The organism is Salinicola acroporae, assembly GCF_003206615.1.
GTDB classification, from domain to species: Bacteria; Pseudomonadota; Gammaproteobacteria; order Pseudomonadales; family Halomonadaceae; genus Salinicola; species Salinicola acroporae.
This window is the reverse complement of sequence record NZ_PZJW01000001.1, coordinates 216,944-241,284: the sequence shown is the minus strand read 5'-3', so window position 1 is coordinate 241,284 and position 24,341 is coordinate 216,944. Positions and strand designations below refer to the sequence as shown.

Below are 24,341 nucleotides of genomic sequence, written 5' to 3'. Positions count from 1 at the left end.
ACAGATTCGAGATCAGGATAGACCAGCGCCGCTAAAACACTCGAGGCACGACGGTTTGACCTAGACTGAGCGAATTCTGGTTCAGGGACGGGAGTGGCGAGATGGTAGGACGTTTTCGATGGGTGTGGCGCCGGCTACACCGATCCTTGTGGTATCGCGCCACGCTGTTCTCGCTGGGCGGGGTGCTCACGGCACTCGTCGCCTGGTTGGCATCGCCGTGGCTGGATGTTCCCTCGGTCGTCAGCATCGGTTCACGATCGGTGGACAGCATCCTCAATATCATCGCCTCCAGCATGTTGGCGGTCACCACTTTCTCGCTGAGCGCGATGGTAACGGCGTATGGCTCGGCGACCAGCAATGTCAGCCCGCGGGCGACACTGCTGCTGATCGAGGACCGTATCACGCAGAATACCCTGGCCACGTTCATCGGCGCGTTTCTCTTCAGCCTGGTCGGCATCGTCGCCCTGGCTGCCGGCGTCTACGACGAAGACGGCCGCACGCTGCTGTTCGCCGCGACGATCCTGGTCATCGTGCTGGTGGTCTATCAACTGATCAAGTGGGCCGGTTATCTGACGCGATTGGGGCGCGTGCGAGACACCATCGCCAAGGTCGAGCGCGCGGCGAGCGACGCCCTCCAGTCTCGCATCGAGAACCCTTACCTCGGTGGTCAGGCAATGCCGGCGCACAGCCGGCCGGCGCTTAATCCCGTTCATGCCGACAAGGTCGGCTACATTCAGCACATCGACATGCCACTGCTCGATTCGTTGGCGACCAACGAGCGAGAGGCGATCTACGTGCAGGTGCTGCCGGGCAAGTTCGTCGATAGTGGTGTCGTACTGGCGACAAGCGGCGAGACCAGCGATGAGCGGGCCGGGAGAATCCGTGCCGCATTCACCATTGGCCCGTCGCGGCGCTTCGAGCAGGATCCGCGCTTCGGCATCATCGTACTGGCCGAAGTTGCCTCCAAGGCGCTCTCGCCGGGTATCAACGACCCGGGCACCGCCATCGACGTGATCGGCTGCGGCGTCCGCGTACTGACACCGTGGGTGAGGCATGCGGCCGACGGTATCGATGAAGCCGAACAGCCTGCCGCCCATGTCTTCGTCGAGCCACTCTCGACGGCCGATGTGTTCGACGATTTCTTCACACCGATCGCTCGGGACGGGGCTTCGACGGTGGAGGTCGGGATACGGTTGCAGAAGGCGTTGAGCGCGCTGGCGGCGATCGGTGACGAGCGCTTCAAGCGTCTCGTCAACGACCACCGCGAACTGTTGCTCAAGCGCTTCGACCAGGGGCTGACGCTGGACGACGACCGTCAGCGGGTCAGGCGCGCGGCGAGCGACTGACCCTTGGGCCCGCTCAGTTCAGGCCGAGCAGACCGCGAAGCGTCGACAGGTCCTCGGCGAGCACGGTCACCGGCCCGGTCAGGGCGCGGCGGTCGGCATCGCTGACCTCGTCGTAGGATTCGAAGCCTGCGCTGGGATCGTCGGCGTCCAGACGGTAGTCAGCCAGGGTCTCTTCCACGTCGTCGAAATTGGTCTGGACGCGTTCGACGAAGCCAGCGTCCTCCTGCGCGGCCAACGGCTTGAACAGCTCGAAGATCTCCCGCGCGCCGTCGACATTGCCCTGGAAGTCCCACAGGTCGGTGCGGCTGTAGCGATCCTCCTCGCCGGAAACCTTGGTCGCCGCGACCTCTTCCATCAATGCGGCAGCCCCGCCGACGACCGTCTCTGGCGGGAAAGTCAGGCCCTGGACGCGACTGTCCAGGTCGTTGACGTCATCCATCAGGCCCTGGGCGTACTTGTCCATGCCGTCGGTGCTGTGGTCGTGAAACAGGGCGTACTCGAGACGGTGGAAACCGGTGAAGTCGGGATCCGCGACACCTTTCTCGTAGTCGTCCTCCCGCGCGTCGATGCTGGCGTCGAGATCGGCGAAAAGCTCGGCGATCGGCTCGATGCGCTCGTAGTAGACCCGGGTCGGAGCGTATAGCGCCTGCGCCTTCTCGACGTCACCGGCCTGGATGGCGGCGGTGAAATCCCGGGTGTGGCTGACCAATTGCTCGAGATTGTCGAGCACATAGAGCTTGTAGTCGGCGACCGGGGCGACCAGCGCTTCCGGGGCGACCGCGGCTTGGGCGGCCGGAGCCGTGATAAGGGCTGTGAAAGGCGCGAGCGGGAGTAGCGCGAAAGCGCCGGTCGCGATCCACTGTCGAGTTGTCTTCATTGTCTGCCTCCGTTGAATGATTCGAGTGCCAGTCGGCGGTCGTGCCTCGTCGGCTCGTCGTCGCGAGCGCGATTGTTCTTGCTGTCGATTCGGGTTGCCCGACTTCTGCTGCCCGCGCCGAACCGGCTCAGGCCGAGGCGGCCAGCAGGCCACTGCCCAGAAAATCGTTGGCGTCCCGCGCCCCGGGCAGCACGAAGAAGTAGCCGCCGCCCACCGGCTTGATGTACTCCTCCAGCGGCTCGCCGTCGAGGCGATGCTGAACGGTGATGAATCCCGCCTCCAGATCGGCCTGGAAGCAGAGGAACAGCAACCCCATGTCGAGCTGTCCGTTGGCCTCGACGCCATTGGAGTAGTTGAACGGTCGTCGCAGGATGCGATTTTTCTCGGTGGCGAGCGTGCGCGGGTTGGCCAGCCGGATATGGGCGTCGAGCGGGGTGATCTCGCCCTCCGGATCCCGCGTATAGTCGGGGACATCCTGCTCCTTGCCCTCGGCGCCATCCTTGGAAAGCGGCGCACCGCTCATCTTGCGACGACCGAAGATCATTTCCTGCTCCTGCAATGGCGTGCGGTCCCAACGCTCGACGAAGTTGCGGATGATGCGCGCCGCGAGATAGCTGCCGCCGCGAGCCCAGGCCGGTTCGTCGTGATCCCCGCCGACCCACACCAGCTCGTCCATCAGCGCGTCGTCGCTGCCATCGGGATTGGCAGAACCGTCACGGAAACCGAGGAAATTGCGGGCACTGCCGTCGCTGTCGCCTGGAGCGGGCGGCAGCAGCGGCACGGTGCCTTCCTGCTTCCAGCGCACCATCAGCAGCCCCGGCGTATTCTTGATGATGTCGCGCAACGCGTGATAGCCGGTGTCCAGCGTATTGGCGCAGATCTGGAGTGCCAGGTCGCCGTGGCAGCGTGCGGCATCCAGGGCGTCGTTGGGGAAGCCCTCCATGCGCTGCAGGCGCTTCGGTCGGGCGCCTGCCAGGCCGAAGCGCTGGTCGAACAGGGAGTCGCCCACCGCGAGGGTCATGGTCAGGCCGTCGGGGGCGACCACCGGGCCCAGGATGCCGGAGTCCGGCGGCGGGAAGAGCGGGTTCCGCTCGGGAATGTTGCCGCCCTGGGTCAGAAAGGCCATCCGCTCGGTCAGTATCTTCAGTAACCTTTCCAGATCGTCTCGATCCCGCGCCAGTACGTCGAACGCGACCAGCATCCCGGTGGCCGGGCGCGGGGTGACGATGCCCTGCTGATGATGGCCGTAGAATGGGTAGCGCAGTTGCGAGTCCTGCTCCTGTGGTGCGCTCGTGACATCCTGGCCGTGCCCGGTGGCAGCCAAGGCCCGGGCCGGGCAGGTGCCACCGAGCCCGATCCCGCCCAGCCCCAGGCCAAGGCCGGTCAAGCCGGCGCCCTTGAGAAAGCGGCGGCGTTCACGGTGGGCAGGCGTGGACGTGTCGGACTGGGAGAGTGCTGACTGAGAACGGTCTGTCCGGCGATGAAAGGGACAGCCTGAATGACGATCGAACTGACTCATGGGCGATGACCGAGGTCGATTAACCTTTCAGGGTGAGGGTTTGGTTGATGCCGGCGAGCGAGTCGGCCAGGGCGCTGGTGGCCTGCAGCAGTCCCCCGGCGGCGACGCCGGCTGGCATCGACGAGTCGGCCGCCGGCAGATCCTGTTGTAGCGTGCTCAGGTTGGCTTCCAGCGTCTGCAGGGTGGCGGGAGACTGACCCTCCAGGAGCGGTGCCAGCAGCGAGACGATCTTGTCGGCCCCTTCCGTCAGGGCGACGAGATCGGCAAGGTCTGGGCCCGCGATGGCGCTCTCGCCACGATGGTGGTCGAGCCACGCCTCCAGCACGCGCGAAGTCCCGTCCGCCAGTTGGGCCGGCGGGATCGAGGCGTGCTTCAGCCGTTCGGTGAGTGTTTCCACATCGGTCAGCAGTTGCGCGGCAATCGGCGCCAGGCCGGCGGTATCCTGCTGCCCGAACAGGCCGTAAGCGAGCCGATGGAAGCCGACGAAGGCAGGGTCGGCTTCGCGCCGTTCGAAGTCGTCGGCGTGCGCATTGAGGCGCTGATCGATATCGCTGTAGAGGCCGATGGGCATGGCCAGGTGCAGGTCGGCGCGACGCGCTTCCCGATAGGCACGACGGGCGGCATCGAGATCGCCGGCATCGATCGCATCGCGCAGCTCGACGGCACTGGCGCGGAGCCTGCGTAGCTGCAGCGTGGTATAGACGCGATACTCGGCCAGCGCGCCCACGAAGGCGGTTGCCGGAAGGGCGGCGGGCTGGGCGCTCGCGTCCCCGGCGAGGACATGCAGGGTGCCTCGCGGATTGCTGAGCAGGCCGCAAGTCATCACGTAATCACCCGCCTGCAACGTCGCCGTCAACGGCTGGCGCAGGCCGGGCGCGATGTTCTCCCGCTCCGCAAGCACCATCACGCCGTCGATGATCTCCCACTCGATGGCCCGGTTCGACCGGTTGACCACGGTGAACGTGCGCCGTCCAGCGGCCACTTCCAGGCGGTTGGGCTCGCAACCGGTGGCGGTCACTTCGACGACCTGGCCGGCGTCGCCGACGGGATGCACGGCCCGCAGCGAGAGCGTGAAAACGCCCAGGGCAACCAGCGTCAGCAGAAACGACAACGCCATCCCCAGGCGCAGGGCGCGAGAGGAGGGCGGCGCGACGGATGCGGCGTGCGACATGGCTCAGGCCCTCCCGTGCCGGGACTGGATTGCCGCCGACGCCCGAGGCGAGGACGGACCAAGCCACAGCAGCCAAGACGCGACGGCCAGATAGCCGATATAAGCCACGACCTCACTCATCGTGGGGGCCGGCTGGTAGCCGAAGATGCCCGAGAATAACGACCCCAGCGGCGTATCCAGCGGTAGACGATCGCTCAGGTCGAAAACCACACCCTGGGCGTGATTCCAGAGACCCGCCTCATGCAGTGCGCGCACCGAGCCGGCGAACAGACCTGCCGCGACCAGCAGGATGAACAAGCCGGTGAGACGGAAGAAATGCGCCAGCGGCAGCCTCAAGCTGCCGCGGTAGAGGGCCAGGCCGACGACAGCTGCGACGACCAGGCCCAGTAGCGCGCCCATAGGCGCCTCCGAGCCGCTGCTCTGCTGGAACACCGCCAGCAGAAAGAAGATCGATTCCAGCCCCTCGCGCGCCACGGCGAGAAAGACCATGCCGATCAGCGCGTAGGTATGACGTCTACCGCTGCCGAACGCCCGGTCCAGCGACCGGGTGAGTTCCCGCCGCATGCCGCTGGCGGCGCGTCGCATCCACATCACCATCCAGGTCAGCACGCCGACAGCGAGGAAGCCGACCAGTGCCTCGAACAGCTCCTGTTGACGCTGCGGGAACTCGGCACTGGCGAACTGCAGTCCCGCACCGACGAATAGGGCCAGCGCGGCGGCTAGAAAAATGCCGATCCACACCGCGGGCATCCAGGCGCCACGGCCGGTCTGATGGAGATAGCTGGCGATGATGCCGACGACCAGGGCCGCTTCCAGCCCTTCTCTCAACATGATCAGAAAGGGTACCAACATGACGGAAATCCAGTGGCAAGTCGCGATGAACGGTGATCAGGCGGTAACGGGACGATAATGGTGTGAATGATACTTGTTATCACCTTCATTCGGTAACACTTTTTCACGTCCTGTTTGAATTGCGACATCGACGTACCCGACGGAGGACGATCTGTTCTAAAAACGACATCGAGGTGCCTAATGGCGATGGCGGTGTCGCGCAGAGATAAAAACGCATGCGTCGCCTAGTCACAGGGATTACAGTCGAAACAGGCCGGTCGAAACGCCGACGAGCCAGGTCACGGCCGCGCTCGAGCGCCGTTCGACACCGACGAAGTCGCCATGGACCGAGAGCGACGGATGCCAGGGAACCGCAATAACAATAACCGCCGAACCATCCTTGGAGGAGACATGACATGGCAATCACCCCCGCTCGTGGTGGCGCCCCCGCAGGCGCAGCGCCCGAACCGCAGACTCTTGGCTTCCTGCTGCTGGAAGACTTCACCCTGATTTCCTTGGCATCGGCCATCGAGCCGTTGCGCATGGCCAATCAACTTGCCGGACGCGAGCTCTATCGCTGGTATGTGATGACCATGGATGGCGCACCTGTTCGCGCGAGCGACGGCATGCAGGTGACGCCGGACGCCAGCGCCCATTCGCCGCTGCGGCTGGACTGGCTGGTGGTGTGCGGCGGGGTTGCGCCACAACGCTCGGTGACGCCGGCGCTGCTGACCTGGCTGCAGGGCCGCCAACGGCAGTTGCGGCGGGTCGGTTCGGTCTGCACCGGCAGTTGGGCGCTGGCCCAGGCCGGTCTGCTCAACGGTTACGACGCCAGCATCCACTGGGAGTGCCTGGCCGCGATCCAGGAAGCGTATCCGCGCACCGCCTGGAGCACGCGGCTATTCTCGATCGACCGCGACCGCTTCACGGCCTCGGGCGGCACCGCACCGCTGGACATGATGCTCAATCTGATCGGGCGTGACCATGGTCGCGAGCTGTCGGCGGCCATCTCCGAGATGTTCATCTACGAGCGGGTTCGCGGCGAGGAGGACCAGCAGCGGGTGCCGCTCAAGCATGTGCTGGGGACCACCCAGCCGAAGCTGCTCGAGATCGTGGCGTTGATGGAAGCCAATATCGAGGAGCCGATCGAACTCGACGAGCTGGCCAGCTACGTGGATGTCTCCCGGCGCCAGCTCGAGCGGCTGTTCCAGCGCCATCTGCACTGTTCGCCGTCGCGCTACTATCTCAAGTTGCGGCTGACGCGGGCGAGGCAACTGCTCAAGCAGACACCGTTGCCGATCATCGAGATCGCCTCGGCCTGTGGTTTCGTCTCCACGCCGCACTTCTCCAAGTGCTATCGCGAGTATTTTGGCACGCCGCCGCGCGAGGACCGAGGCGAGACGCTGAAGATTCGTCGGCTGGAGCCTGCGTCGATCCCGCTGGCGGGCAACGACCCGCTGATGCAATCCAGCAGTGCAGCGGTGGCGCTGAGCCACGCCAGGGGAGAGCCCACCTACGCCAGTATCGCGCTGGGCTGAGCGTCGCGGTTCTCACTTCCGGATCGGGCGGCCCTTGTGCCGCCCGTCGTCATCGTGCGGTCAACTGCCATTGCGGCGCCTGGCCCCGGCTTACGGGCAGAGACTAGATGATGACCCTGGCCACGATCACCACGGCCCCGAACGTCAGCACCCCGCCTACCACCGGCCAACCCAGCGAGCGAGTTTTGCGCCAGACGACGAGGGTGACGCCCAGCCCGACGACCGTCGCCAGCCAGCCCTCAGGATCCGACGTGCGCGGTACCAGCGAAACCCCCAGTACGGCAGCGATCATCATCGGACCCAGCACCACCAGCCACTTTGGCAAGGCATCGACTTCGGCCTCCCCATCGCGACGTTTCAGGTGCCGTTGCATCCAGAGCAGTGGCAGCAGTCGGAGCAGATAGGTGCCCAGCGCGGCGACGATCACGCCAAGCCAGAGTTCGAGACTCATCGGCGTTTCCCTCCCCCCGTTCCGGCTGCCGCCGGCAGCCGAACCAGGTAGAAGCAGAACGCCCCGCAGGCGGCAGCCAGCGGGATCCCGATATTGGTCAGCCCGGTCAGAGTGCAGAGCAGGGCCGCGACGATACTGACACCGAGCGCGAGTGCCCAGCGCCTGGAGGTGATGCGCGGCACGAGCAACACCAGAAATAGTGCCGGCAGTGCAAATGGCATCACCTCACCCAGCAGGGGCCAGCGGCGGGTCAGCCACTCACCGGCGGCCGCGCCCAGCAACGAGCCGGCGATCCAACTGAGCCAGGCCAGCAGGGCGGCGCCGAAGAACCAGCCCACGCGCCGTGCTGCCGGCAACTGCGGCAGGCGGCTATGGGCGAGTGCGAAGATCTGATCGGTCATACCGTGCATCAGCCATGGCCACCAGCGACTCTTCGGCAGCCAGGGCGCGATGTTGGGCGCGTAGACGACGTGGCGCACGTTGATCAGCAACGTCAGCGCCACGGTCAGCCACAAGGGTGAGCCGCTGGCGATCATGCCGACGAACAGGAACTGCGAGGCGCCGGCGTAGATCAGTGCCGAGATCGCCAGGGTTTCGACCGTGCTGAACCCCGCCTGGGTGGAGATCAATCCGAACGAGACGGCCACCGGGAGATATCCGCCCAGCAGGGGTACCGCTTCACGGACGCCGGTCAACCACCCGCTCGAGGGTGGCGGCATATCGGTATCAGCCATTCGATGGTCCTTCCCTGGCGTAGACGATGGTGACCAGCAGCGTCGCGCCCATGTCGCTGACGCGATAGTCGTGAGGTCGATCGGCAGCGAACGTGAAAATCTCTCCGGCGGCAAGCTGGCGTGACTCACCCGCGGGGCCTACCGACACCCGGCCCTCGATGACCTGCAGGGTTTCCCGGGTGCCTGGCGGGTGAGGTTCTGCTTGGCGAATCGTCCCGGGCGCGCAGCGCATCAGGTAGACATCGACGGCCGGCTCGTCGTGACGCTGATGATGGCTCTGCTCGACCAGGTGCACGCTGACGCCGTTCTCCTCCACCGGTGTCGCGACCGGGGCTACCAGGGTGCCGAACGGTACCCCCAACTGCTTCGCTAGGCGCCACAGCGTATCGATGGTCGGGTTGCCGATCCCCTGCTCGAGGCGGGACAGGTTCGACTTGGCGATCTCCGCCTGAGCCGCCAATTGCGTCAGCGACAGGCCCTGTGCCTGACGCAGCGCCTGCAGGTGCCGTCCCAGGGTTTCCAGCGCGATCTCGTCCATGGGCGATTGGGTCCAGTCGTTCTTTATATGGAACGTTCTATATAAAGAACACTTTGGCGTCAATCATGCCATTACTCCAAGGCTCCCGCACCCTGGAGGCTCCCGCACCCTGGAGGCTGTCGCAGGCAGACAAGCGGGCGTGACGCAATCGGAACACTGGAATTCGCTTTCGGTCGGCGGGGGGAGGAAGCCCGGGGATATGCTGCGCGGAACAATCGCCTTCGGGCTTCCGGTCAACTGCCGCGACGGCTGCCGAAGGCGCACAAAACCCAGGAGGATTTCCGCATGTCGACCTCATCCGTGCACGACGATGCCATCATCATCGACGGCCTGATCATTGCCAAATGGGACCGCGCCCTGTTCGAGGACATGCGCAAGGGCGGCCTGACCGCGGCCAACTGCACGGTGTCGGTGTGGGAGGATTTCGAAGCCACCGTCGACAACATCGTTGCCGTCAACCAGCTGATGCGCGACAACGCCGAGCTGGTGCGCCCGGTGCATACCACCCGCGACATCACCCGGGCCAAGGAAGAGGGCAAGACCGGCATCATCCTCGGCTTCCAGAACGCCTACGCCTTCGAGGACAAGCTGGGCTACATCGAGATCTTCAAGAAGCTCGGCGTGGGCATCACCCAGCTCTGCTACAACACCCAGAACCTGGTCGGTACCGGCTGCTACGAGCGCGACGGCGGGCTCTCCGGCTACGGTCGAGAAGTGATCGCCGAGATGAACCGGGTCGGCATGATGTGCGATCTCTCCCACGTCGGCTCGAAGACCTCCGAGGAGATCATCCTCGAATCGAGCAAGCCGGTCTGTTATTCGCACTGCCTGCCCAGCGGGCTCAAGGAGCACCCGCGCAACAAGTCCGACGAGGAGCTCAAGTTCATCGCCGACCACGGCGGTTTCGTCGGCGTGACCATGTTCACGCCGTTCCTCAAGGCCGGCGTCAACGCCACCATCGAGGACTACGTCGAGGCGATCGTCTACATCATGAACATCGTCGGCGAGGATGCCATCGGCATCGGCACCGACTTCACCCAGGGCCAGGACGAGGCCTTCTTCGAGTGGCTGACCCACGACAAGGGCTATGCCCGCCGCCTGACCCGCTTCGGCGAGATCATCAATCCCAAGGGCATCCGCACCATCGGCGAGTTCCCCAACCTGACCCAGGCGTTGCTGGACCACGGCCTCTCCGAGCCGGTGGTGCGCAAGATCATGGGGGAGAACTGGGTGCGGACGTTGAAAGATGTCTGGGGCGAGTAAACCGTGCCGAGCCGGCTGCGCGTCGCGAATACGGCGTTGAAGTCTGCCGCTCTCTGCTCATGGACAACCTCGTCCACTGCGCGAGCCCGGCAGACTTCGCCTTGTCTTCGCTAGCTCGCTCGGCTCCTGGAACGTGATAGCGGAGTCGGCTGGAGTCCTCAAGACATCATTCTGCTCTTAGCCCGCGGCTGGAAGCGCCGCCCAAGAACAACTTCAGAGGTAACCGATATGACCCAGATGGCTCCCGAACTGCCGATCAATGTCGATAGCGACACCGGTATCTGGACCACCGATGCGCTGCCGATGCTCTACGTGCCGCGCCACTTCTTCATCAACAACCACGTCGCCATCGAAGAGGCGCTGGGGGCCGAGACCTACGCCAGGATTCTCTACGACGCCGGCTACAAGTCCGCCTGGCACTGGTGCGAGAAGGAAGCCGAGCTGCACGGTCTCGAGGGTGTGGCGGTCTTCGAACACTACATGAAGCGCCTGTCGCAGCGCGGCTGGGGGCTGTTCATCACCGAGGCGATCGATCTCGACGCCGGCACCGCCAAGGTGCGCCTGGAACACTCCTGTTTCGTCTATCAGCTGGGCAAGACCGGCAAGAAGGAAGAGTACATGTTCACCGGCTGGTTCGCCGGCGCCATGGACCAGGTCCTCGAGGCCCGCGGCAGCAGCCTGCGCACCCGTGCCGAGCAGACCCAGAGCGGGGCCGAGGCGGGCTGCGAGGTTGGCTACTTCGAAGTGACGCCACGCTGACGGCGGCGCCGACACACCCCGCGACAGCGACCCATAATTCAAGCAATTCCGTGTACTGAAGAACTCTTGGCGGCCGCGCCCCACCCGGCGCGGTGCGAGTTCGAGGAGATGACCGGCCATGGCCCATGAAGCGCTATTCAAGCCGATTCAAATCGGCAAGCTGACGATCCGCAACCGTGTGGTCAGTACCGCCCACGCCGAGGTGCATGCCACCGACGGCGGCATGACCACCGATCGCTACGTCAAGTATTACGAAGAGAAGTCGAAAGGTGGCTGTGGTCTCTGCATCTGCGGCGGTTCCTCGCCGGTCTCCATCGACAGCCCGCAGCAGTGGTGGAGCTCGGTCAACGTCTCCACCGATCGCATCATTCCGTATTTCCAGAATCTCGCCGATGCGGTGCACAAGCATGGCGGCAAGATCATGATTCAGATCACCCACATGGGGCGGCGTTCGCGCTGGGACGGCCACAACTGGTCGACCCTGGTCTCGCCCTCCGGGATCCGTGAGCCGGTTCACCGCGCTACCTGCAAGACCATCGAAGAAGAAGAGATCTGGCGCATCATCGGTGATTTCGCCCAGGGCGCACGCCGGGTCAAGGAGGGCGGACTCGACGGCTGCGAACTCTCCGCGGTCCACCAGCACCTGATCGACCAGTTCTGGAGCCCGCGCGTCAACAAGCGTACCGACCAGTGGGGCGGCAGCTTCGAGAATCGCATGCGCTTCGGCATGGAAGTGCTCAAGGCGGTGCGTGCCGAAGTCGGTGACGATTTCTGTGTCGGCATGCGCATCTGCGGCGACGAGTTCCATCCCGATGGTCTCTCCCACGACGACATGAAGCAGATCGCCGCCTACTACGATGCCACCGGCATGGTCGACTTCTTCGGCGTGATCGGCTCCGGCTGCGATACCCACGACACCCTGGCCAACGTCATTCCCAACATGTCCTATCCGCCGGAGCCGTTTCTGCACCTGGCGGCGGGCATCAAGGAGGTGGTCTCGGTCCCGGTCATCCACGCCCAGAACATCAAGGATCCGACCCAGGCCGAGCGTATTCTCGAGGGCGGCTACGTCGACCTGGTGGGGATGACCCGGGCGCACATCGCCGACCCGCACATCATCGCCAAGATCAAGAACGGCCAGACCGACCAGATCCGTCAGTGTGTGGGCGCCAACTACTGCATCGACCGCCAGTACCAGGGCCTCGACGTGCTCTGTATCCAGAACGCGGCGACCTCGCGCGAGTACATGGGCCTGCCGCACATCATCGAGAAAACCAGCGGACCCCGTCGCCGCGTGGTGGTGGTCGGCGGCGGCCCCGGCGGCATGGAGGCGGCCCGCGTCAGCGCCGAGCGCGGCCACGACGTGACCCTGATTGAAGCCCAGCCCCAGCTCGGCGGCCAGGTCACCCTTGCTGCGCGGGCACCGCAGCGCGACCAGATCGCCGGTATCACCCGCTGGTACGAGATGGAGCTGTCGCGCCTCGGCGTCGATGTCCAGCTCGACACCCGCGCCGACGATTCGATGGTGCGCGACCTGCAGCCCGATCTGGTGGTGCTGGCCAACGGCGGTCATCCGTTCCTCGAGCAGGTGCCTGAGTGGGGCTACTCGGAAAATCCTGAGGAGAGCCTGGCGGTCAGCAGCTGGGACATCCTCAGCGGCAAGGTCGAGCCGGGTAAAAACGTGCTGGTCTATGACACCATGTGCGAGTTCAGTGGCATGTCCACCGCCGACTATCTCGCCAGCAAGGGCGCCACGGTGGAGATCGTCACCGACGACACCAAGCCCGGTGTGGCGATCGGTGGCACCACCTTCCCGACCTACTACCGCAGCCTCTATCAGCAGTCGGTGGTGATGACCGGCGACCTGGGGCTGCACAAGGTCTACCGCGAAGGTGACAAGCTGGTGGCGCTGTTCGAGAACGAGTACACCGGCGAGCACGAGGAGCGGGTGGTCGATCAGGTGGTGATCGAGAACGGCGTGCGTCCGGACGAGTCGCTCTACTATGCGCTCAAGTCGCGTTCGCGCAACCACGGCCAGATCGATGTCGAGGCGCTGTATGCGATCGCGCCCCAGCCGACCCTGGCCGAGAGCGGCGAGTTCGCGCTGTTCCGGATCGGTGACTGTGTGGCGCAGCGCAATACGCATGCGGCGATATACGATGCCTTGCGGCTGTGCATGCACTTTTAGTGCAAAGCGATTGCGCTCGCTCAGGCATTGTTGAAGTCCGGCTCGCCATGCTCATGGACAAACACGTCCACTCCGCTGGCTCGCCGTCCTTCGCCGCGCCTGAGCGTCGCTCATGACGCTTTCTCTAGCCTGGTGATCAGGGCGGTACGCGCTTTTTCGACCGCCTCTCGCCAACCCGATCCGATACGCTTTCATGGTCGGTGCGATTTCCGGAGAAGTCCGATGCTGCAGACGCTACTCCCCATTCTGATCTTTGCCGCGCTGGCGGTGGGTGCGGCGGGCGCGGTGCGCCGCATCCGGCTGTGGCGCCAGGGGCGGCGCACGCCGATGCGTTGGCATCGGCTCGTGCTGATGCCCAAGCGCTATCTCAACGACCTGCACCATGTGGTCGCCCGCGACAAGGCGATCGCGCACACCCACGTGGCCACCGCCGGGGGCTTCGTCGCTGCCATGGCGCTGGCGCTGGTGGTCCACGGCTTCGGCTGGCGCAACCCGATTCTGGGCGGGCTGCTGCTGGCGGCGAGCCTGTGCATGTTCATCGGCGCGCTGGCGGTCAACCGCCGGCGTATCGATCCGCCGGCCAAGCTCTCCAAGGGGCCGTGGCAGCGGCTGTCGAAGAGTCTGCTGGCCTACTCGGTGGGCATGTTCCTGGTCAGCCTGCCGCTGGTGGGCGTGGCGCCGACCGTACTGGGTGGCGGCGTGCTGGCGCTGATCCTGCTGGCACTGGTCGCCTGGGGCCTGGCCGAGATGCTGATCGGCATGGGCTGGGGCGGGCCGATGAAGCACGCCTTCGCCGGTACCTTCCATCTGGCCTTCCATCGCCGCCCCGAGCGGTTCGACGATCAGCACCGCGACGTGGCGCACGATGTGCATCGTGGCAGCCGCTCCACCGCGCTCTTCCCGCTCGATCTCACGGCGAAGACGCTGGGCGTGGAGAAGCCCGCCGATTTCCAGTGGGAGCAACTGCTCGGTTTCGACGCCTGCGTCCAGTGCGGCCGCTGCCAGAATGTCTGCCCGGCCTACGCCGCCGGCCAGCCGCTCAACCCCAAGAAGCTGATCCAGGACATGGTCGTGGGCATGGCCGGCGGCAGTGACGCCCGCTATGCCGGCTCCGGTTATCCCGGCATCGAGGTCGGCAAGCACCATGGTGGGCCAACTGATGCCATCGTGCCGCAGCTGGTCGAGGCGCAGACGCTGTGGGCGTGCACCACGTGCCGCGCCTGTGTCGAAGAGTGCCCGATGATGATCGAGCACGTGGATGCCATCGTCGACATGCGCCGCTTCATCACTCTGGAGCGGGGCGAGACCCCAGAGAAGGGTGCCGCGGCGATCGACAATCTGATCGCCACCGACAACCCCGGCGGGCTCGACAACGCCTCGCGCCTGGACTGGGCGGCGGACCTCGATATCCCGCGTATCCAGCAGCGCCCGGAAGGAGTCGATGTGCTGCTGTGGCTGGGCGACGGCGCCTTCGACATGCGCAACCAGCGCACCCTGCGCTCGCTGGTCAAGATCCTGCGCGCCGCCGAGGTCGACTTCGCCGTGCTGGGTGACGAAGAGCGCGACAGCGGCGACGTCGCCCGCCGACTGGGTGACGAGGCCACCTTCCAGCGCCTCGCCGAGCGCAATATCGCCACGCTGTCGCGCTACCGCTTCCAGCGCATCGTCACCGCCGACCCGCACAGCTTCCATGTGCTGGGTCGCGAGTATGGCGCCTTCGGCGGCGACTACGTGGTCAAGCACCACTCGACCTTCATTGCCGAGCTGTTCGACGCCGGCCGGCTCAGCGTCAAGGCCGCCGAGCCGGGCGAGACGGTGACCTATCACGACCCCTGCTATCTGGGCCGCTACAACGGTGAGTTCGCCGCGCCGCGCCAGGTGCTCGCCGCGCTCGGCGTCGAGGTCGCCGAGATGGAGCGCTCCGGCTACCGCTCGCGCTGCTGTGGCGGCGGTGGCGGTGCCGCGCTCTCCGACGTGCCGGGCAAGGCGCGTATCCCCGACATGCGCATGGAGGACGTGCGCGAGACCGGGGCGACCACCGTGGCCGTGGCCTGCCCCCAGTGCACCGCAATGCTCGAGGGCGTGGTCGAGCCGCGGCCCCAGGTCAAGGATCTCGCCGAGCTGGTCGCCGCCGCACTGGCCGAGCCGGCTGCGGCGCCGACCGCGCGTAACAGCACCGAAGCCCCTGAGGAGGTTCCGGCATGAGTGTCAGACGACTCGACCCGCACGCCGAACGCGCTCGGCGCAATCGGCTGCATCCGCGTCATCTCGAATTCGCACGGCCAGCTTGGCGCTGGACCAGTGCCGACGGCGTGACCCGGATCAACCCTCACGCCCTGGGCGCGATCGGCCCCAACGGCATCAAGCGCATCGACCGCAGCGGCGCCAGCGTCGAGGCGGCGGCAGGTGGTACCCAGGCCAGCGCCGAGCCGAGCCGGCGCCAGGTCACTATCGACACGCCCACGGCGTATGTCGCGGTGGTGCCGGAGTTGCCGGAAGGGCGCCTGAGCGATCACGACCGCGACTTGCTCGGACTGGCGCGCCAGCTGGCCGAGGCCCGCGGCGGTGCCGAGACGGGGGTGGCCGTGGTTGCGGTCACCTTCCAGGCCGAGGTCGCCGGGCTCGAGGAGGCCGGCGCCGACCGCCGGATCGATCTGTCGTCCCAGGTCGACGCCGACAGCTACGCGCCGGAGGCACGCCTGGCGGCGCTCGCAGCGGTGGAAACCGCACTCGCCCCGGCGCACTGGATCTTTGCCGACGACTTCCCCGGTGGTGGCGATCTCGGCCGGCGCCTGGCCGCGCGGTTGGCGCTTGCCGGCGACGCTGCGGCACGCGCGGCGCGTGCGGCGACCCGGGTGTGGCAGTTCGCCGATGGCCAGACGCTCTCCCGCGCCGGCGACCGCCAGGACATCCAGCGCGACGTGGCGCGGGTGCTGCTGGCACTGCCGGAGTGCGCCGAACCGGTCAGCGACACCCGCCATGCGGCGACGCTGCTGGATCTCGACGCCTCGGCGGGTGATGCGTCAGCGGCGCCGGGTGTCATCGACCGCGGCCGGGTCGCGGTGGACCCGCAGCAGATCCCGCTGGCCCAGGCGCCCTTCATTCTCTCCGCCGGCCGCGGTGTCAGCGACTGGGAGGGCTACCATCACGCCGCCAAGGTGCTGGGTGCCAGCGAGGGTGCCTCGCGGGTGGCCGTCGATGACGGCTACATGCCGCGCGCGCGCCAGGTCGGCGCCACCGGTACCTTCGTCAGCGCGAGCTGCTATGTCGCGGTGGGGATCTCCGGCGCGGTACAGCACCTGCAGGGCATCACCAAGTGTCAGCGGGTGGTAGCGATCAACAGCGACCCGAGCTGCGACATGGTCAAGCGTGCCGACTTCGCCATCATCGGCGATGGTGATGCGGTGCTGGCGGCGGTCTGTTCCCAGCTGGGCCAACCCCAACCCCAACCCGAGAGCGGCGACAGCCGGCACGAGGAGGTGCGCCATGACGCAGCCTGAGCGCAGCGCCAGCGCGGCCGGTGAGGCCAGGGTCGTCGCGCTGGTCTCCAGCGGCCGGCATCCGGTCTCCGGGCGCGCCGGACGGGCGCGGGAGGATGCCCGCGCGGTGGAGATGGGGCTGGCACTGGCGGGGGCCTCGCTGCATCTGGCCCACGCCGGCGATGCCGAGGATGCGGCGCTGCCGGAGTACCTGGGCATGTTCCACGGTCTCGAGGGTGCCGGCGGGCCCGGCGAGCTCTCGCTGCTGCCAATGGCCGCCGGCGACGACGCCGTGCCGCTGCTGGCGAACTGGCTCGAGGCCTATGGCGCCAACCTGGTGCTGACCGGGCAGCGCGCCGAGTGCGGCGAGGGTTCGGGCCTGCTGCCCTATCTGCTGGCCGAGCGGCTGGGCTGGGCGGTGGCCACCGGCGTCGCCGCGATCGAGCACTACGCGGGCGACCGCGTCACCGTGCTGCAGGCGCTACCCCAGGGTCAGCGACGGCGGCTCGAAGTGCGTCTGCCATGCCTGCTGTGCGTCGATGGCGTGGCACCGATGCCGCGCCAGAGCGCTTTCGGCCCGTCCCGGCGCGGGCGGGTGGAGGCGGTGGCGAATGTCACGGCCGAGCCCGATACGCTGCAGGCGGCGTGGCAGTGGCAGCCGGCCCGCGCGCGGCCCAAGCGTCTCAAAGTGGTCAAATCGACCAATGCGCGGGATCGCTTCAAGGCGGCCGCGGCCAAGTCCTCCGCGTCGGGTGGCCAGGTATTGACCGACCTCTCGCCGGAGGAGGCCGCCGAGAAGCTGATCGATTATCTGCGTCGGGAGCGCATCCTGACTGCTCCCTCTGGGGAGTAAATCGTTGAGGACAATCGGGCCAACCGATTGGTACCGGCTGGCCCGATTGTTTTCGTGATTTGGAGATACCGCTGGCTATTCAGGCTTGTCGGCACCTAGAAGAGCAGCACGAGAGAAATGGCAATCCCGGTCGCGATCATGATCATCGCGCAAAAGCCCATGATGTCACGCGCTTTCAACCCCGCGATGGCCAGCACCGGTAGCGCCCAGAATGGCTGGATGAGGTTGGTCAGCGTGTCGCCCCAGACGAAGCCCATGACCACGTCCGGAAAATAGGCGTTCAGCGACTGCGAGGCCTCGGCGAGAATGGGACCCTGGACGGCCCACTGTCCGCCGCCCGACGGAATGAAAATGTTGATGAACCCTGCCGACAGGAAACTCAAAAAAGGCAGCGTATCGGCCGATGAGATATTGACGAAAAACTGCGCAATACTACTGCCAAGTCCGGATGAATTCATCATCCCCATGATGCCGGCATAGAAGGGAAATTGGATCAGAATTCCCGATATGCCCTGGGTCGAGTCATCGAGCGCCTTGAGAAAGCTCTGAACGTTGGCGTGCAGCGCCAGACCCAGGAAAATGAGAATGAAAATGACCAGATTGAGATTGAGACCACCTCCGTTGGCGACATAGAGCGAAAGGCAGGCCGCGCCAAGTGCCGCGGATATCCAAGCCAGGGTTCTGGACCGTTCGAGGCGCTCGGCGGGGCGAAGATCTCTCGCGGAACGTGTCTCTCTTATCACTGCCTCGGTCTGTTCGACGTTCAAGGTGACGGGCTTGTCGATGCCTCGCATCAGTAGTCGGCAGGTCAGCGGCATGACGATAAGAACGGCGATCATTATCTTGATGTTTAACCAGCCGAAGATCGTTTCAGTGGTAGAAATCAGTCCGATCTGGTCTTCCAGGAAATTGCCCGGTGTGGCGATCAACAGCGGCGCCGAACCCGAGAGCCCCGCGTGGAAGGTGATAAAGCCCGCGTAGGCGCTTGCCACCAGTAGGCGGTAATCGACGCCCTCGACGCGGGCCGATAGCTGGCGGGCCAGTATGGCCCCCGCGACGAGTCCCATGCCCCAGTTGAGCCAGCAGATAATCAGCGTGGATAGGCTGACGGTGATGATGGCGCGCCCGGGCGTCTTGGCAATGCTGGCCAGGCGATCGACCAGGCGTTCGAACAGCGGCGTCTTGGCGACGGCAAAACCCGCGACCAGGATCAGTGTCATCTGCATGGCGAAGCTCAACAGATTCCAGAACCCACCCTGCCAGTAGTCCAGCATCGCCAGTGGGGTCTGACCTTCGAACGCAATACCGCAGAAGAAAACCAGTAGCGTGATGAGCAATACCAGTACGAAAGGGTCTGGCATGTAGCGGTCGAAGAGCGTCACGAACGCCTGGGTCAATGGTTTGATCATTTCTCGATCCTTGTCTCGACTACGAGAGGTTTGATTGTGGTTGTTAGAAGGGTCTTTCTGGTTGTGGCGGGTACGGCGCATTTTTTCCCGTTCATTGTTATTGGTGTCGGTATCTGCACTGTCCTCTACTAAACGGCAAGCGTGATAGGCGTCAGCGGAATGGCCTGGCAGGTGAGGCATTGATTCTCTTCGAGCTGTGTCTCCTGAAGGTGGGCGGTTTTTCCACTGACGATATGGCACAGGCAGCTTTCGCACTGGCCGACGCGGCATCCATTGGGTAGCGAAATACCATGCGCCGTCGCCGCATCGAGCAGCGAGCCCATTTCCGGTCGCCATACGAATTCGCGATCGCTACCAGCCAGCCGCACGGTCTGAGATTCGAGTCCATCGGGAATCGTGGCCGGCGATTTGAATGATTCCGCCACGATATCGAACGCCGGAATTCCCAGCGCCTGCATGGCTTTTTTCGCCGCGCGGGTGAACGCGGGGGAGCCGCAGATATAGACGAGGGGCCTGCGTGAGACCCACGATGCGACGCTCCCGAAATCAATGCGCCCGTGGTGTGAGAAATGCTCGCCGAGGCGATCCGACGCCAGCGGGGCGGAGTATGCACTCGTTCGCTTCAGACCGGGCAACTCGGCGTCCAGCGCCTTCAATCGCCGGGCAAAGGGGTGCGCCTGCGAGTTGCGACAGCCGTGCAACAGGTGGATATCGCTCGTGCTGCCCTCGCAGGCGAGCCGCGCCAACACGCTCACGAACGGCGTGATACCGATACCGGCAGCCAGAAAGATGAGCGGGCGTCCGGTGGCGAACGTGGGCGGATTGAACGCACCGCGAGGGGAACCCAGTTGCAGACGTCTACCCAACTCGAGCCGATGAATGGCCGTGGAGACCGAGGTGCCAGCCTGTGTCCCGGCGTCGCCGCCTTGACGCCGCACGCCGATGGACAAGGTAGCGGCCGGCAGCCCCGAGCCAGTCAGCGAGTAGGCGCGCGTCGGGCCGTTTTCATCAAGCCTCAACGGCACGTATTGTCCGGGGAGGAAGGCAGGCAGGGGTTGGCCGTTACAGGGTTCGAGCTCGAGCGCCACGGTATCCTCACTTTCTACACGTCTGGCCGTGACCGTAAAGTCCCGCCAGCCGCCCCAGTTTCCCGCATTGGCGCTGGTATGCGCTCGAATCTGGCAGGAGACCGCCCGCAGCGGTACCGAGCCACTGATGGGGTCGCGTGCGTGATCGCTCAATACCGCGTTGATGTTTCGGGTGCCGGGGCCTGCGACCGGAGTCGCCGGACGATTGAAGGCCTCCGAGGACTGCCACCAGCCGAATTCCGCGATGACCACGCGATCATCCAGCCGTTGGTTGAGCTTTACGCGCAGTTCCGCTTGTCCGGCGTTCGTCTCGATCACGGCCCAATCCCCCTCCTCGAGCCCACGGGAGCTGGCCAATGCCGGGCTGATCTCGACACCGGGGTCGGGGGATTTCTTGCGCAGTGAAGCGATGTGGCGGTGCGACGTATGCACGAACCAGCCTGACTTGGCCGTGGTCAAGGTGAGAGGGTATCGCGCATTGTCACTCTCGTTGGCGGCGTCGCTTTCAAGGTGAGTGGCGACCGGCGGGTAGTGCACGTCGAACAGTCGCTCAGAGTAGAGCTCCACCAGCCCGGATTCGGTGGGAAAACCCTTCAGGCGGTCTGTCGAATCCGACTGACGGTATTTGTACAGTGGCGCTTGCTGGGGAAACCGTTTGCCACCCGGACACCGGCGCAGTTGCTCGACGGAGATGCCCAGCGGTTCCAGTTGCCAGTTCCAGCCGGTTTCGATGTCGCCGTTGAAGAACGCTTCCGCGTGGCCCAACCGCGTGGCGAGTTCCAAGGCGATGTCGTAGTCGGAGCGCGCATCGAACTCACAGTCGATGGCCTTCTGGCGGAACTGGATCGTTTCCACTGCGGCCTGATCGATCTCGAAGCCGATCTTGAGCGCGTCACGCTCGGCCGGGAGGTTGACCGGTAGCACGATGTCGGCGCACTCAGCGGTCGGGTTCATGAAGATGTCGGCGTGCACGTGGAAGTCGAGAGCGTGCAGGGCGCGAAGATTGCTGGCGGCATCGGCCTGAGAGGCGACGAAATTGGTTCCGAAACTCATCAACGCTCGTATCGGATAAGGGTGAGCCTCGAGCACGGCCCGGCGGAAATCGCGGGCCGTGATCCAACCGTTGGCGGGTGGGCCGAGCGGCAGTTCGTCGAGTCCCAGCGCTTTCCTCTGCTGCGACGGTTCCAGCAGGGCATAGTCGTTGACGGAACGGGTCGGCGGCGGCGTCGGCCAGATATTGCCGCCGGGCGCGTCACAGGCGCCGGTCAAGGCGTAGAGGCTGGCGATGGCCCGCTCGATAGCGGTGGCGTTGGTATGCTGCCCTACGCCCGTCCACGCGTGATAGGCCAGGCGCGGGTTGTGCTCGAGCAGTGTATAGAACTGCTCGAGCGGATCGGGGTCGACCCAGCACATCTCCACGACATGTGACGGGGTAAACGGTTCACTGGATGCTTCCAGCAACATGAAGACCGTGGTGGCCTGAAATTTGTTGCCGTCCAGGTCGCTCAACGTCATCTGATAACGAAGCGCCAGATCGTCAGCGCTCGTATCGGCATGCCTCGGGTCGAAAGGGCGTAGCTCCCCGCTTTCGTCCACGACGACCAATGTGTCCGGTGCGGCCCCACGCCACAACGATCGTGCTCTGACCAAGTGCCCCGTGGCCCGATTCACCAGCGCGCAGGCGTTCGTCCAGCGTCTCACGAAGGCGTCGTCGTAGGTCTTCGTTGCGATCAGGTGGCGAATGGCGCCCATGGCGATGGCCGAGTCCGTACCGGGTCTGACGCGCAGCCACAAATCGGCCTGTTGCCCGGATCCGTCAGGCTTGGGGTCGATCACGACGACCTTTGCACCGCGACTGCGCGCCGCGGCAATTCTCGAGGCCTGGGCGAGCCAGGTGCGCGCCGGATTGTGACCCCACAGCACGATGACATCGGCTCGTTCGTAGTCCGCGAAGCCGATGCCTTGACCGAAAGTCAGCTTGTGGGCGTGGTCCTTGTGCCAGCCGCACACCTCCACTGCGTAGATCAGATTGGGCGACCCGAAACAGCGCACGAAACGCTCGACCCACTCGAAACTGTCGACCATGGGCGTGCCGCTGGGCGTAGTCACCGCGAAGGCGACGGATTCGGCGCCGTGCGACGTCCGAATGGTGCCCAGGCGCGTGGCGATCTCATCCAGCGCCTCCGACCAGGAAATTTCCTGCCATTGCGGTTTGGCGGTGCCTTTGGGTGACACGCGTTTGAGCGGGGCGCGCAGACGATTGGGATTCGCGACGATCTCCGGCATGGCCCGGCCCTTGGCGCAGAGCGCGCCGCCGGTGGGATGTTCTGGCGCGGGGCTGACCGAGATCATCGTGTTGTCGCGCACGAGGGTTTGTGTGCCGCAGCGTGAGCGGCACAGCGTGCAGTAGCCCTCGAGTCGTCGCTCGGCCATGGGGAATGCGACCTCTGTAGCGCATTAGAGTAATGCGCTACTAAAATGCATTGGCCCATTGGTGGTGTCAAGGCAGACGGGATAGGCTAGCCGAGGTGCAACATTCCATTCCCAATGAGCATTCCCATGCATGACAGCTTGCGCGAGCAGATCCTTAAGCAGATTCGTTCGGAAATCATCTCCGGAGAGAGTCGCCCCGGCTCGCTCTATTCGGTACCGGCATTGGCGGCGGAGCTCGACGTCTCGACGACTCCAGTGCGTGAAGCGCTACTGGAGTTGGCCAACGCGGGGCTCGTCGAACCCATTCGTAATCGTGGATTTCGGGTCTCTCAGCTAACCGTCAGCGAGTTGGAAGATATTTTCGACATGCGCGAATTGCTGGAGCTGCACGCGGCCAGGCGGATGATGGCAAACGGCTTTCAGAGCACGCGGGAGTTGAGCGGCTACGCGGACCAGATTGCGCTTGCCGTCAAGGAAGACAGCGTTCAGGACTACCTCATCGCCGACCGTCAGTTCCACAACGCCATGTTCATGGCTGCGGGCAATCACGTACTCACCAAGAGCGCGCTCGAGCTGCGTGACCGAATGCGGCTTTTCGGCATTCGCTCGAGTGCGGGGTTCGAGCGCCAACGTGAGTCGGTCGACGAGCACTACCGCATCGTCGAGCTGATCGAGGCCGGTGACGCGGAACAGTTGTGCCAGACGTTGAGAGTCCACATCTCGAGCTGGAAGCCGATCTTTTCGGCCGCGCTCGAGGCGCAGTCTCAGGGGCGGCGTCGGCAGAAACTAGGGCTCGACCGGTGATGTATCAATAATCCATCAGGTGCGGCATCCGTTCCGATAGCCGCTGGCCGCCGAGCACGACGCGCGCCGGATCGACGGCGTGAAAGCGACCGTCGCGAAAATGCTCGGCGCGGTTGGCGTCGAAGGAGACCAGCGGTATCAGGTCAGTACGGCGCGACTCCGGCAGCATCATCGGCGTCAGGTTGTCCAGAATCAGGTGAGAGCCGTCATCCTGCCGGTAGCGCAGCACGGCATGGTAGGTCGGCGTCAGGGTGTCGTCGGCGGCGAGAAAATCCAGGCGTGATGCCGGAGTGCCCGCCTGGATCAGGATCTGGTACTTGGCGATAGCGAAGTCCTCGCAGTCGCCGTAGCCGTCGCTCACCAGGCGGTCGAAGCCCTTCCAGGTATCGACCTTCTCGAACTGCTGGCGGGCGGCGTTATTGATCACGCGATTGACGAAAGCCAGCCGGCCCTCGCCCCGGCGATGGCTGGCCTGGGCCACGAACTCCTCCCGGGTGAGTGTCACGGCCGTGGCGCCGGGATCGTCCCAGTAGGTGAAGCCAGTCGCGTTGGCCGTCGTCGGCAGCACCGCAAGCAGCCAATAGGCCAGGCGCCGAAGACGGGGGAAGGGAAAAGCGATCGAGGGCATGCGTCTCCGTGAATGACACCGAACTTCGTGAAACCGACATGGCGACGTTTCGGGTATCGACGCAGCCTGTCCCGATGCGATAGATAATAGAACATGCGGCCGGCCCGAGGGCCATGCCTTGGTAGCGACTTGCACGGCAACACTGTCGAACGGGGGGTGGATCATGATGATCGTCGATCTCATCGATGGCGAGGACTTTCGTCAACGGCTGGTCTCGCTGGGGGTGCGTATCCCCGAGGAAGCGTGCCCGGAGAGCTGTGCGCGGCTGGCGGCGGGATGTCATCGCGCGCGAGGCGTCGAGGGGTTGGAGCCCGCCATTCGCGACCTGATGCAGCACACCGACGTGATGCTGCCATCCGTTCGCGAGGCGATCGAGCGTCATCTGCTGCCCGTCTTCGGTTCCTCCTGATGTCGCAGCCCCGAGCCTCGCAT

The 24,341-nt window shown here is 65.1% G+C and carries 20 protein-coding genes; 10 read left to right on the top strand and 10 right to left on the bottom strand.

All coding sequences use genetic code 11. From position 1 onward, the window contains the following. Positions 1-101 precede the first annotated feature (101 nt). Entirely contained in the window at positions 102-1,346 is a 1,245-nt protein-coding gene (locus DOM54_RS01025; protein WP_110714573.1) for a DUF2254 domain-containing protein, read from the top strand. 13 nt (positions 1,347-1,359) lie between these two features. Here the strand turns inward: DOM54_RS01025 and efeO (DOM54_RS01020) are convergent, their stop codons facing one another. The 4 genes from efeO (DOM54_RS01020) to efeU all read right to left on the bottom strand — a co-directional run bounded on the left by efeO (DOM54_RS01020) (position 1,360) and on the right by efeU (position 5,765). Next, the gene (gene efeO / locus DOM54_RS01020; protein ID WP_110714572.1) at positions 1,360-2,223 is read right to left on the bottom strand and encodes an iron uptake system protein EfeO; all 864 of its coding nucleotides are present in this window, start codon (positions 2,221-2,223) and stop codon (positions 1,360-1,362) included. Positions 2,224-2,350: 127 nt separating this feature from the next. Next, on the bottom strand, positions 2,351-3,742 hold the full coding sequence (efeB, locus tag DOM54_RS01015) for an iron uptake transporter deferrochelatase/peroxidase subunit (protein ID WP_110714571.1): 1,392 nt from the start codon (positions 3,740-3,742) through the stop codon (positions 2,351-2,353). Positions 3,743-3,761: 19 nt separating this feature from the next. Then, positions 3,762-4,913, bottom strand: coding sequence for an iron uptake system protein EfeO (gene efeO / locus DOM54_RS01010; RefSeq protein ID WP_110714570.1), 1,152 nt, complete (start codon positions 4,911-4,913; stop codon positions 3,762-3,764). 3 nt (positions 4,914-4,916) lie between these two features. Continuing rightward, positions 4,917-5,765, bottom strand: a complete 849-nt coding sequence (gene efeU, locus DOM54_RS01005; RefSeq protein WP_110714569.1) for an iron uptake transporter permease EfeU — start codon at positions 5,763-5,765, stop codon at positions 4,917-4,919. A 395-nt stretch (positions 5,766-6,160) separates the two neighbouring features. Between efeU and gbdR the strand changes: the two genes are divergently transcribed. Beyond that, positions 6,161-7,282, top strand: a complete 1,122-nt coding sequence (gene gbdR, locus DOM54_RS01000) for a choline metabolism transcriptional regulator GbdR (RefSeq protein WP_110714568.1) — start codon at positions 6,161-6,163, stop codon at positions 7,280-7,282. A gap of 103 nt (positions 7,283-7,385) precedes the next feature. On the opposite strand, the gene DOM54_RS00995 is transcribed toward gbdR, so the two are convergent. From DOM54_RS00995 to DOM54_RS00985, 3 genes are read right to left on the bottom strand one after another with little or no spacing between them, the layout of a single operon-like run. Further along, complete coding sequence (locus DOM54_RS00995; RefSeq protein WP_110714567.1) at positions 7,386-7,733, bottom strand: AzlD domain-containing protein; 348 nt, start codon at positions 7,731-7,733, stop codon at positions 7,386-7,388. Beyond that, positions 7,730-8,467: an AzlC family ABC transporter permease gene (locus DOM54_RS00990; protein ID WP_110714566.1), complete on the bottom strand. Its 738-nt coding sequence runs from the start codon at positions 8,465-8,467 to the stop codon at positions 7,730-7,732. The genes DOM54_RS00995 and DOM54_RS00990 overlap by 4 nt, the downstream gene beginning before the upstream one ends. Beyond that, the gene (locus DOM54_RS00985; protein ID WP_110714565.1) at positions 8,460-9,005 is read right to left on the bottom strand and encodes a helix-turn-helix domain-containing protein; all 546 of its coding nucleotides are present in this window, start codon (positions 9,003-9,005) and stop codon (positions 8,460-8,462) included. The genes DOM54_RS00990 and DOM54_RS00985 overlap by 8 nt, the downstream gene beginning before the upstream one ends. A gap of 285 nt (positions 9,006-9,290) precedes the next feature. Between DOM54_RS00985 and DOM54_RS00980 the strand changes: the two genes are divergently transcribed. From DOM54_RS00980 to DOM54_RS00955, 6 genes are all read left to right on the top strand, one after another. After that, positions 9,291-10,268, top strand: coding sequence for a dipeptidase (locus DOM54_RS00980; protein ID WP_110714564.1), 978 nt, complete (start codon positions 9,291-9,293; stop codon positions 10,266-10,268). Between the two features lie 228 nt (positions 10,269-10,496). Continuing rightward, on the top strand, positions 10,497-11,027 hold the full coding sequence (locus DOM54_RS00975) for a DUF5943 domain-containing protein (RefSeq protein WP_110714563.1): 531 nt from the start codon (positions 10,497-10,499) through the stop codon (positions 11,025-11,027). A 118-nt stretch (positions 11,028-11,145) separates the two neighbouring features. Further along, positions 11,146-13,215 carry a dimethylglycine demethylation protein DgcA gene (gene dgcA / locus DOM54_RS00970; protein ID WP_110714562.1) on the top strand — a complete coding sequence of 690 codons (2,070 nt, stop codon included), beginning with the start codon at positions 11,146-11,148 and terminating at the stop codon, positions 13,213-13,215. Positions 13,216-13,437: 222 nt separating this feature from the next. After that, a complete protein-coding gene (locus tag DOM54_RS00965) occupies positions 13,438-15,420 on the top strand; it encodes a (Fe-S)-binding protein (protein WP_110714561.1) in 1,983 nt (660 codons plus the stop codon). Beyond that, complete coding sequence (locus tag DOM54_RS00960) at positions 15,417-16,715, top strand: electron transfer flavoprotein subunit alpha/FixB family protein (protein WP_110714560.1); 1,299 nt, start codon at positions 15,417-15,419, stop codon at positions 16,713-16,715. Before DOM54_RS00965 ends, DOM54_RS00960 begins: the two co-directional genes overlap by 4 nt. Beyond that, positions 16,702-17,547 (top strand): electron transfer flavoprotein subunit beta, encoded by an 846-nt coding sequence (locus tag DOM54_RS00955; protein WP_110714559.1) that lies wholly within the window; start codon positions 16,702-16,704, stop codon positions 17,545-17,547. The genes DOM54_RS00960 and DOM54_RS00955 overlap by 14 nt, the downstream gene beginning before the upstream one ends. A gap of 95 nt (positions 17,548-17,642) precedes the next feature. Here the strand turns inward: DOM54_RS00955 and DOM54_RS00950 are convergent, their stop codons facing one another. Beyond that, entirely contained in the window at positions 17,643-19,136 is a 1,494-nt protein-coding gene (locus DOM54_RS00950) for a short-chain fatty acid transporter (protein WP_240613719.1), read from the bottom strand. After that, positions 19,085-22,477 carry a molybdopterin-dependent oxidoreductase gene (locus tag DOM54_RS00945; RefSeq protein WP_110714557.1) on the bottom strand — a complete coding sequence of 1,131 codons (3,393 nt, stop codon included), beginning with the start codon at positions 22,475-22,477 and terminating at the stop codon, positions 19,085-19,087. The genes DOM54_RS00950 and DOM54_RS00945 overlap by 52 nt, the downstream gene beginning before the upstream one ends. A 126-nt stretch (positions 22,478-22,603) precedes the next feature. On the opposite strand from DOM54_RS00945, the gene DOM54_RS00940 reads away from it, so the two are divergent. Further along, positions 22,604-23,281 carry a GntR family transcriptional regulator gene (locus DOM54_RS00940; protein ID WP_206018970.1) on the top strand — a complete coding sequence of 226 codons (678 nt, stop codon included), beginning with the start codon at positions 22,604-22,606 and terminating at the stop codon, positions 23,279-23,281. 4 nt (positions 23,282-23,285) lie between these two features. Here the strand turns inward: DOM54_RS00940 and DOM54_RS00935 are convergent, their stop codons facing one another. After that, positions 23,286-23,909 carry a transglutaminase-like cysteine peptidase gene (locus DOM54_RS00935; protein WP_162619735.1) on the bottom strand — a complete coding sequence of 208 codons (624 nt, stop codon included), beginning with the start codon at positions 23,907-23,909 and terminating at the stop codon, positions 23,286-23,288. Positions 23,910-24,072: 163 nt separating this feature from the next. Here DOM54_RS00935 and DOM54_RS00930 point away from each other — a divergent pair, with 163 nt between their 5' ends. Next, positions 24,073-24,318, top strand: coding sequence for a hypothetical protein (locus DOM54_RS00930; protein WP_110714554.1), 246 nt, complete (start codon positions 24,073-24,075; stop codon positions 24,316-24,318). Positions 24,319-24,341: the final 23 nt, after the last annotated feature.

Excerpts from the sequence above, each read along its gene's own strand:
- DOM54_RS01025 (WP_110714573.1), top strand. The coding sequence starts at position 102 with ATGGTAGGACGTTTTCGATGGGTGTGGCGCCGGCTACACCGATCCTTG.
- efeO (WP_110714572.1), bottom strand. The coding sequence starts at position 2,223 with ATGAAGACAACTCGACAGTGGATCGCGACCGGCGCTTTCGCGCTACTC.
- efeB (WP_110714571.1), bottom strand. The coding sequence starts at position 3,742 with ATGAGTCAGTTCGATCGTCATTCAGGCTGTCCCTTTCATCGCCGGACA.
- efeO (WP_110714570.1), bottom strand. The coding sequence starts at position 4,913 with ATGTCGCACGCCGCATCCGTCGCGCCGCCCTCCTCTCGCGCCCTGCGC.
- efeU (WP_110714569.1), bottom strand. The coding sequence starts at position 5,765 with ATGTTGGTACCCTTTCTGATCATGTTGAGAGAAGGGCTGGAAGCGGCC.
- gbdR (WP_110714568.1), top strand. The coding sequence starts at position 6,161 with ATGGCAATCACCCCCGCTCGTGGTGGCGCCCCCGCAGGCGCAGCGCCC.
- DOM54_RS00995 (WP_110714567.1), bottom strand. The coding sequence starts at position 7,733 with ATGAGTCTCGAACTCTGGCTTGGCGTGATCGTCGCCGCGCTGGGCACC.
- DOM54_RS00990 (WP_110714566.1), bottom strand. The coding sequence starts at position 8,467 with ATGGCTGATACCGATATGCCGCCACCCTCGAGCGGGTGGTTGACCGGC.
- DOM54_RS00985 (WP_110714565.1), bottom strand. The coding sequence starts at position 9,005 with ATGGACGAGATCGCGCTGGAAACCCTGGGACGGCACCTGCAGGCGCTG.
- DOM54_RS00980 (WP_110714564.1), top strand. The coding sequence starts at position 9,291 with ATGTCGACCTCATCCGTGCACGACGATGCCATCATCATCGACGGCCTG.
- DOM54_RS00975 (WP_110714563.1), top strand. The coding sequence starts at position 10,497 with ATGACCCAGATGGCTCCCGAACTGCCGATCAATGTCGATAGCGACACC.
- dgcA (WP_110714562.1), top strand. The coding sequence starts at position 11,146 with ATGGCCCATGAAGCGCTATTCAAGCCGATTCAAATCGGCAAGCTGACG.
- DOM54_RS00965 (WP_110714561.1), top strand. The coding sequence starts at position 13,438 with ATGCTGCAGACGCTACTCCCCATTCTGATCTTTGCCGCGCTGGCGGTG.
- DOM54_RS00960 (WP_110714560.1), top strand. The coding sequence starts at position 15,417 with ATGAGTGTCAGACGACTCGACCCGCACGCCGAACGCGCTCGGCGCAAT.
- DOM54_RS00955 (WP_110714559.1), top strand. The coding sequence starts at position 16,702 with ATGACGCAGCCTGAGCGCAGCGCCAGCGCGGCCGGTGAGGCCAGGGTC.
- DOM54_RS00950 (WP_240613719.1), bottom strand. The coding sequence starts at position 19,136 with ATGCCTCACCTGCCAGGCCATTCCGCTGACGCCTATCACGCTTGCCGT.
- DOM54_RS00945 (WP_110714557.1), bottom strand. The coding sequence starts at position 22,477 with ATGGCCGAGCGACGACTCGAGGGCTACTGCACGCTGTGCCGCTCACGC.
- DOM54_RS00940 (WP_206018970.1), top strand. The coding sequence starts at position 22,604 with ATGCATGACAGCTTGCGCGAGCAGATCCTTAAGCAGATTCGTTCGGAA.
- DOM54_RS00935 (WP_162619735.1), bottom strand. The coding sequence starts at position 23,909 with ATGCCCTCGATCGCTTTTCCCTTCCCCCGTCTTCGGCGCCTGGCCTAT.
- DOM54_RS00930 (WP_110714554.1), top strand. The coding sequence starts at position 24,073 with ATGATGATCGTCGATCTCATCGATGGCGAGGACTTTCGTCAACGGCTG.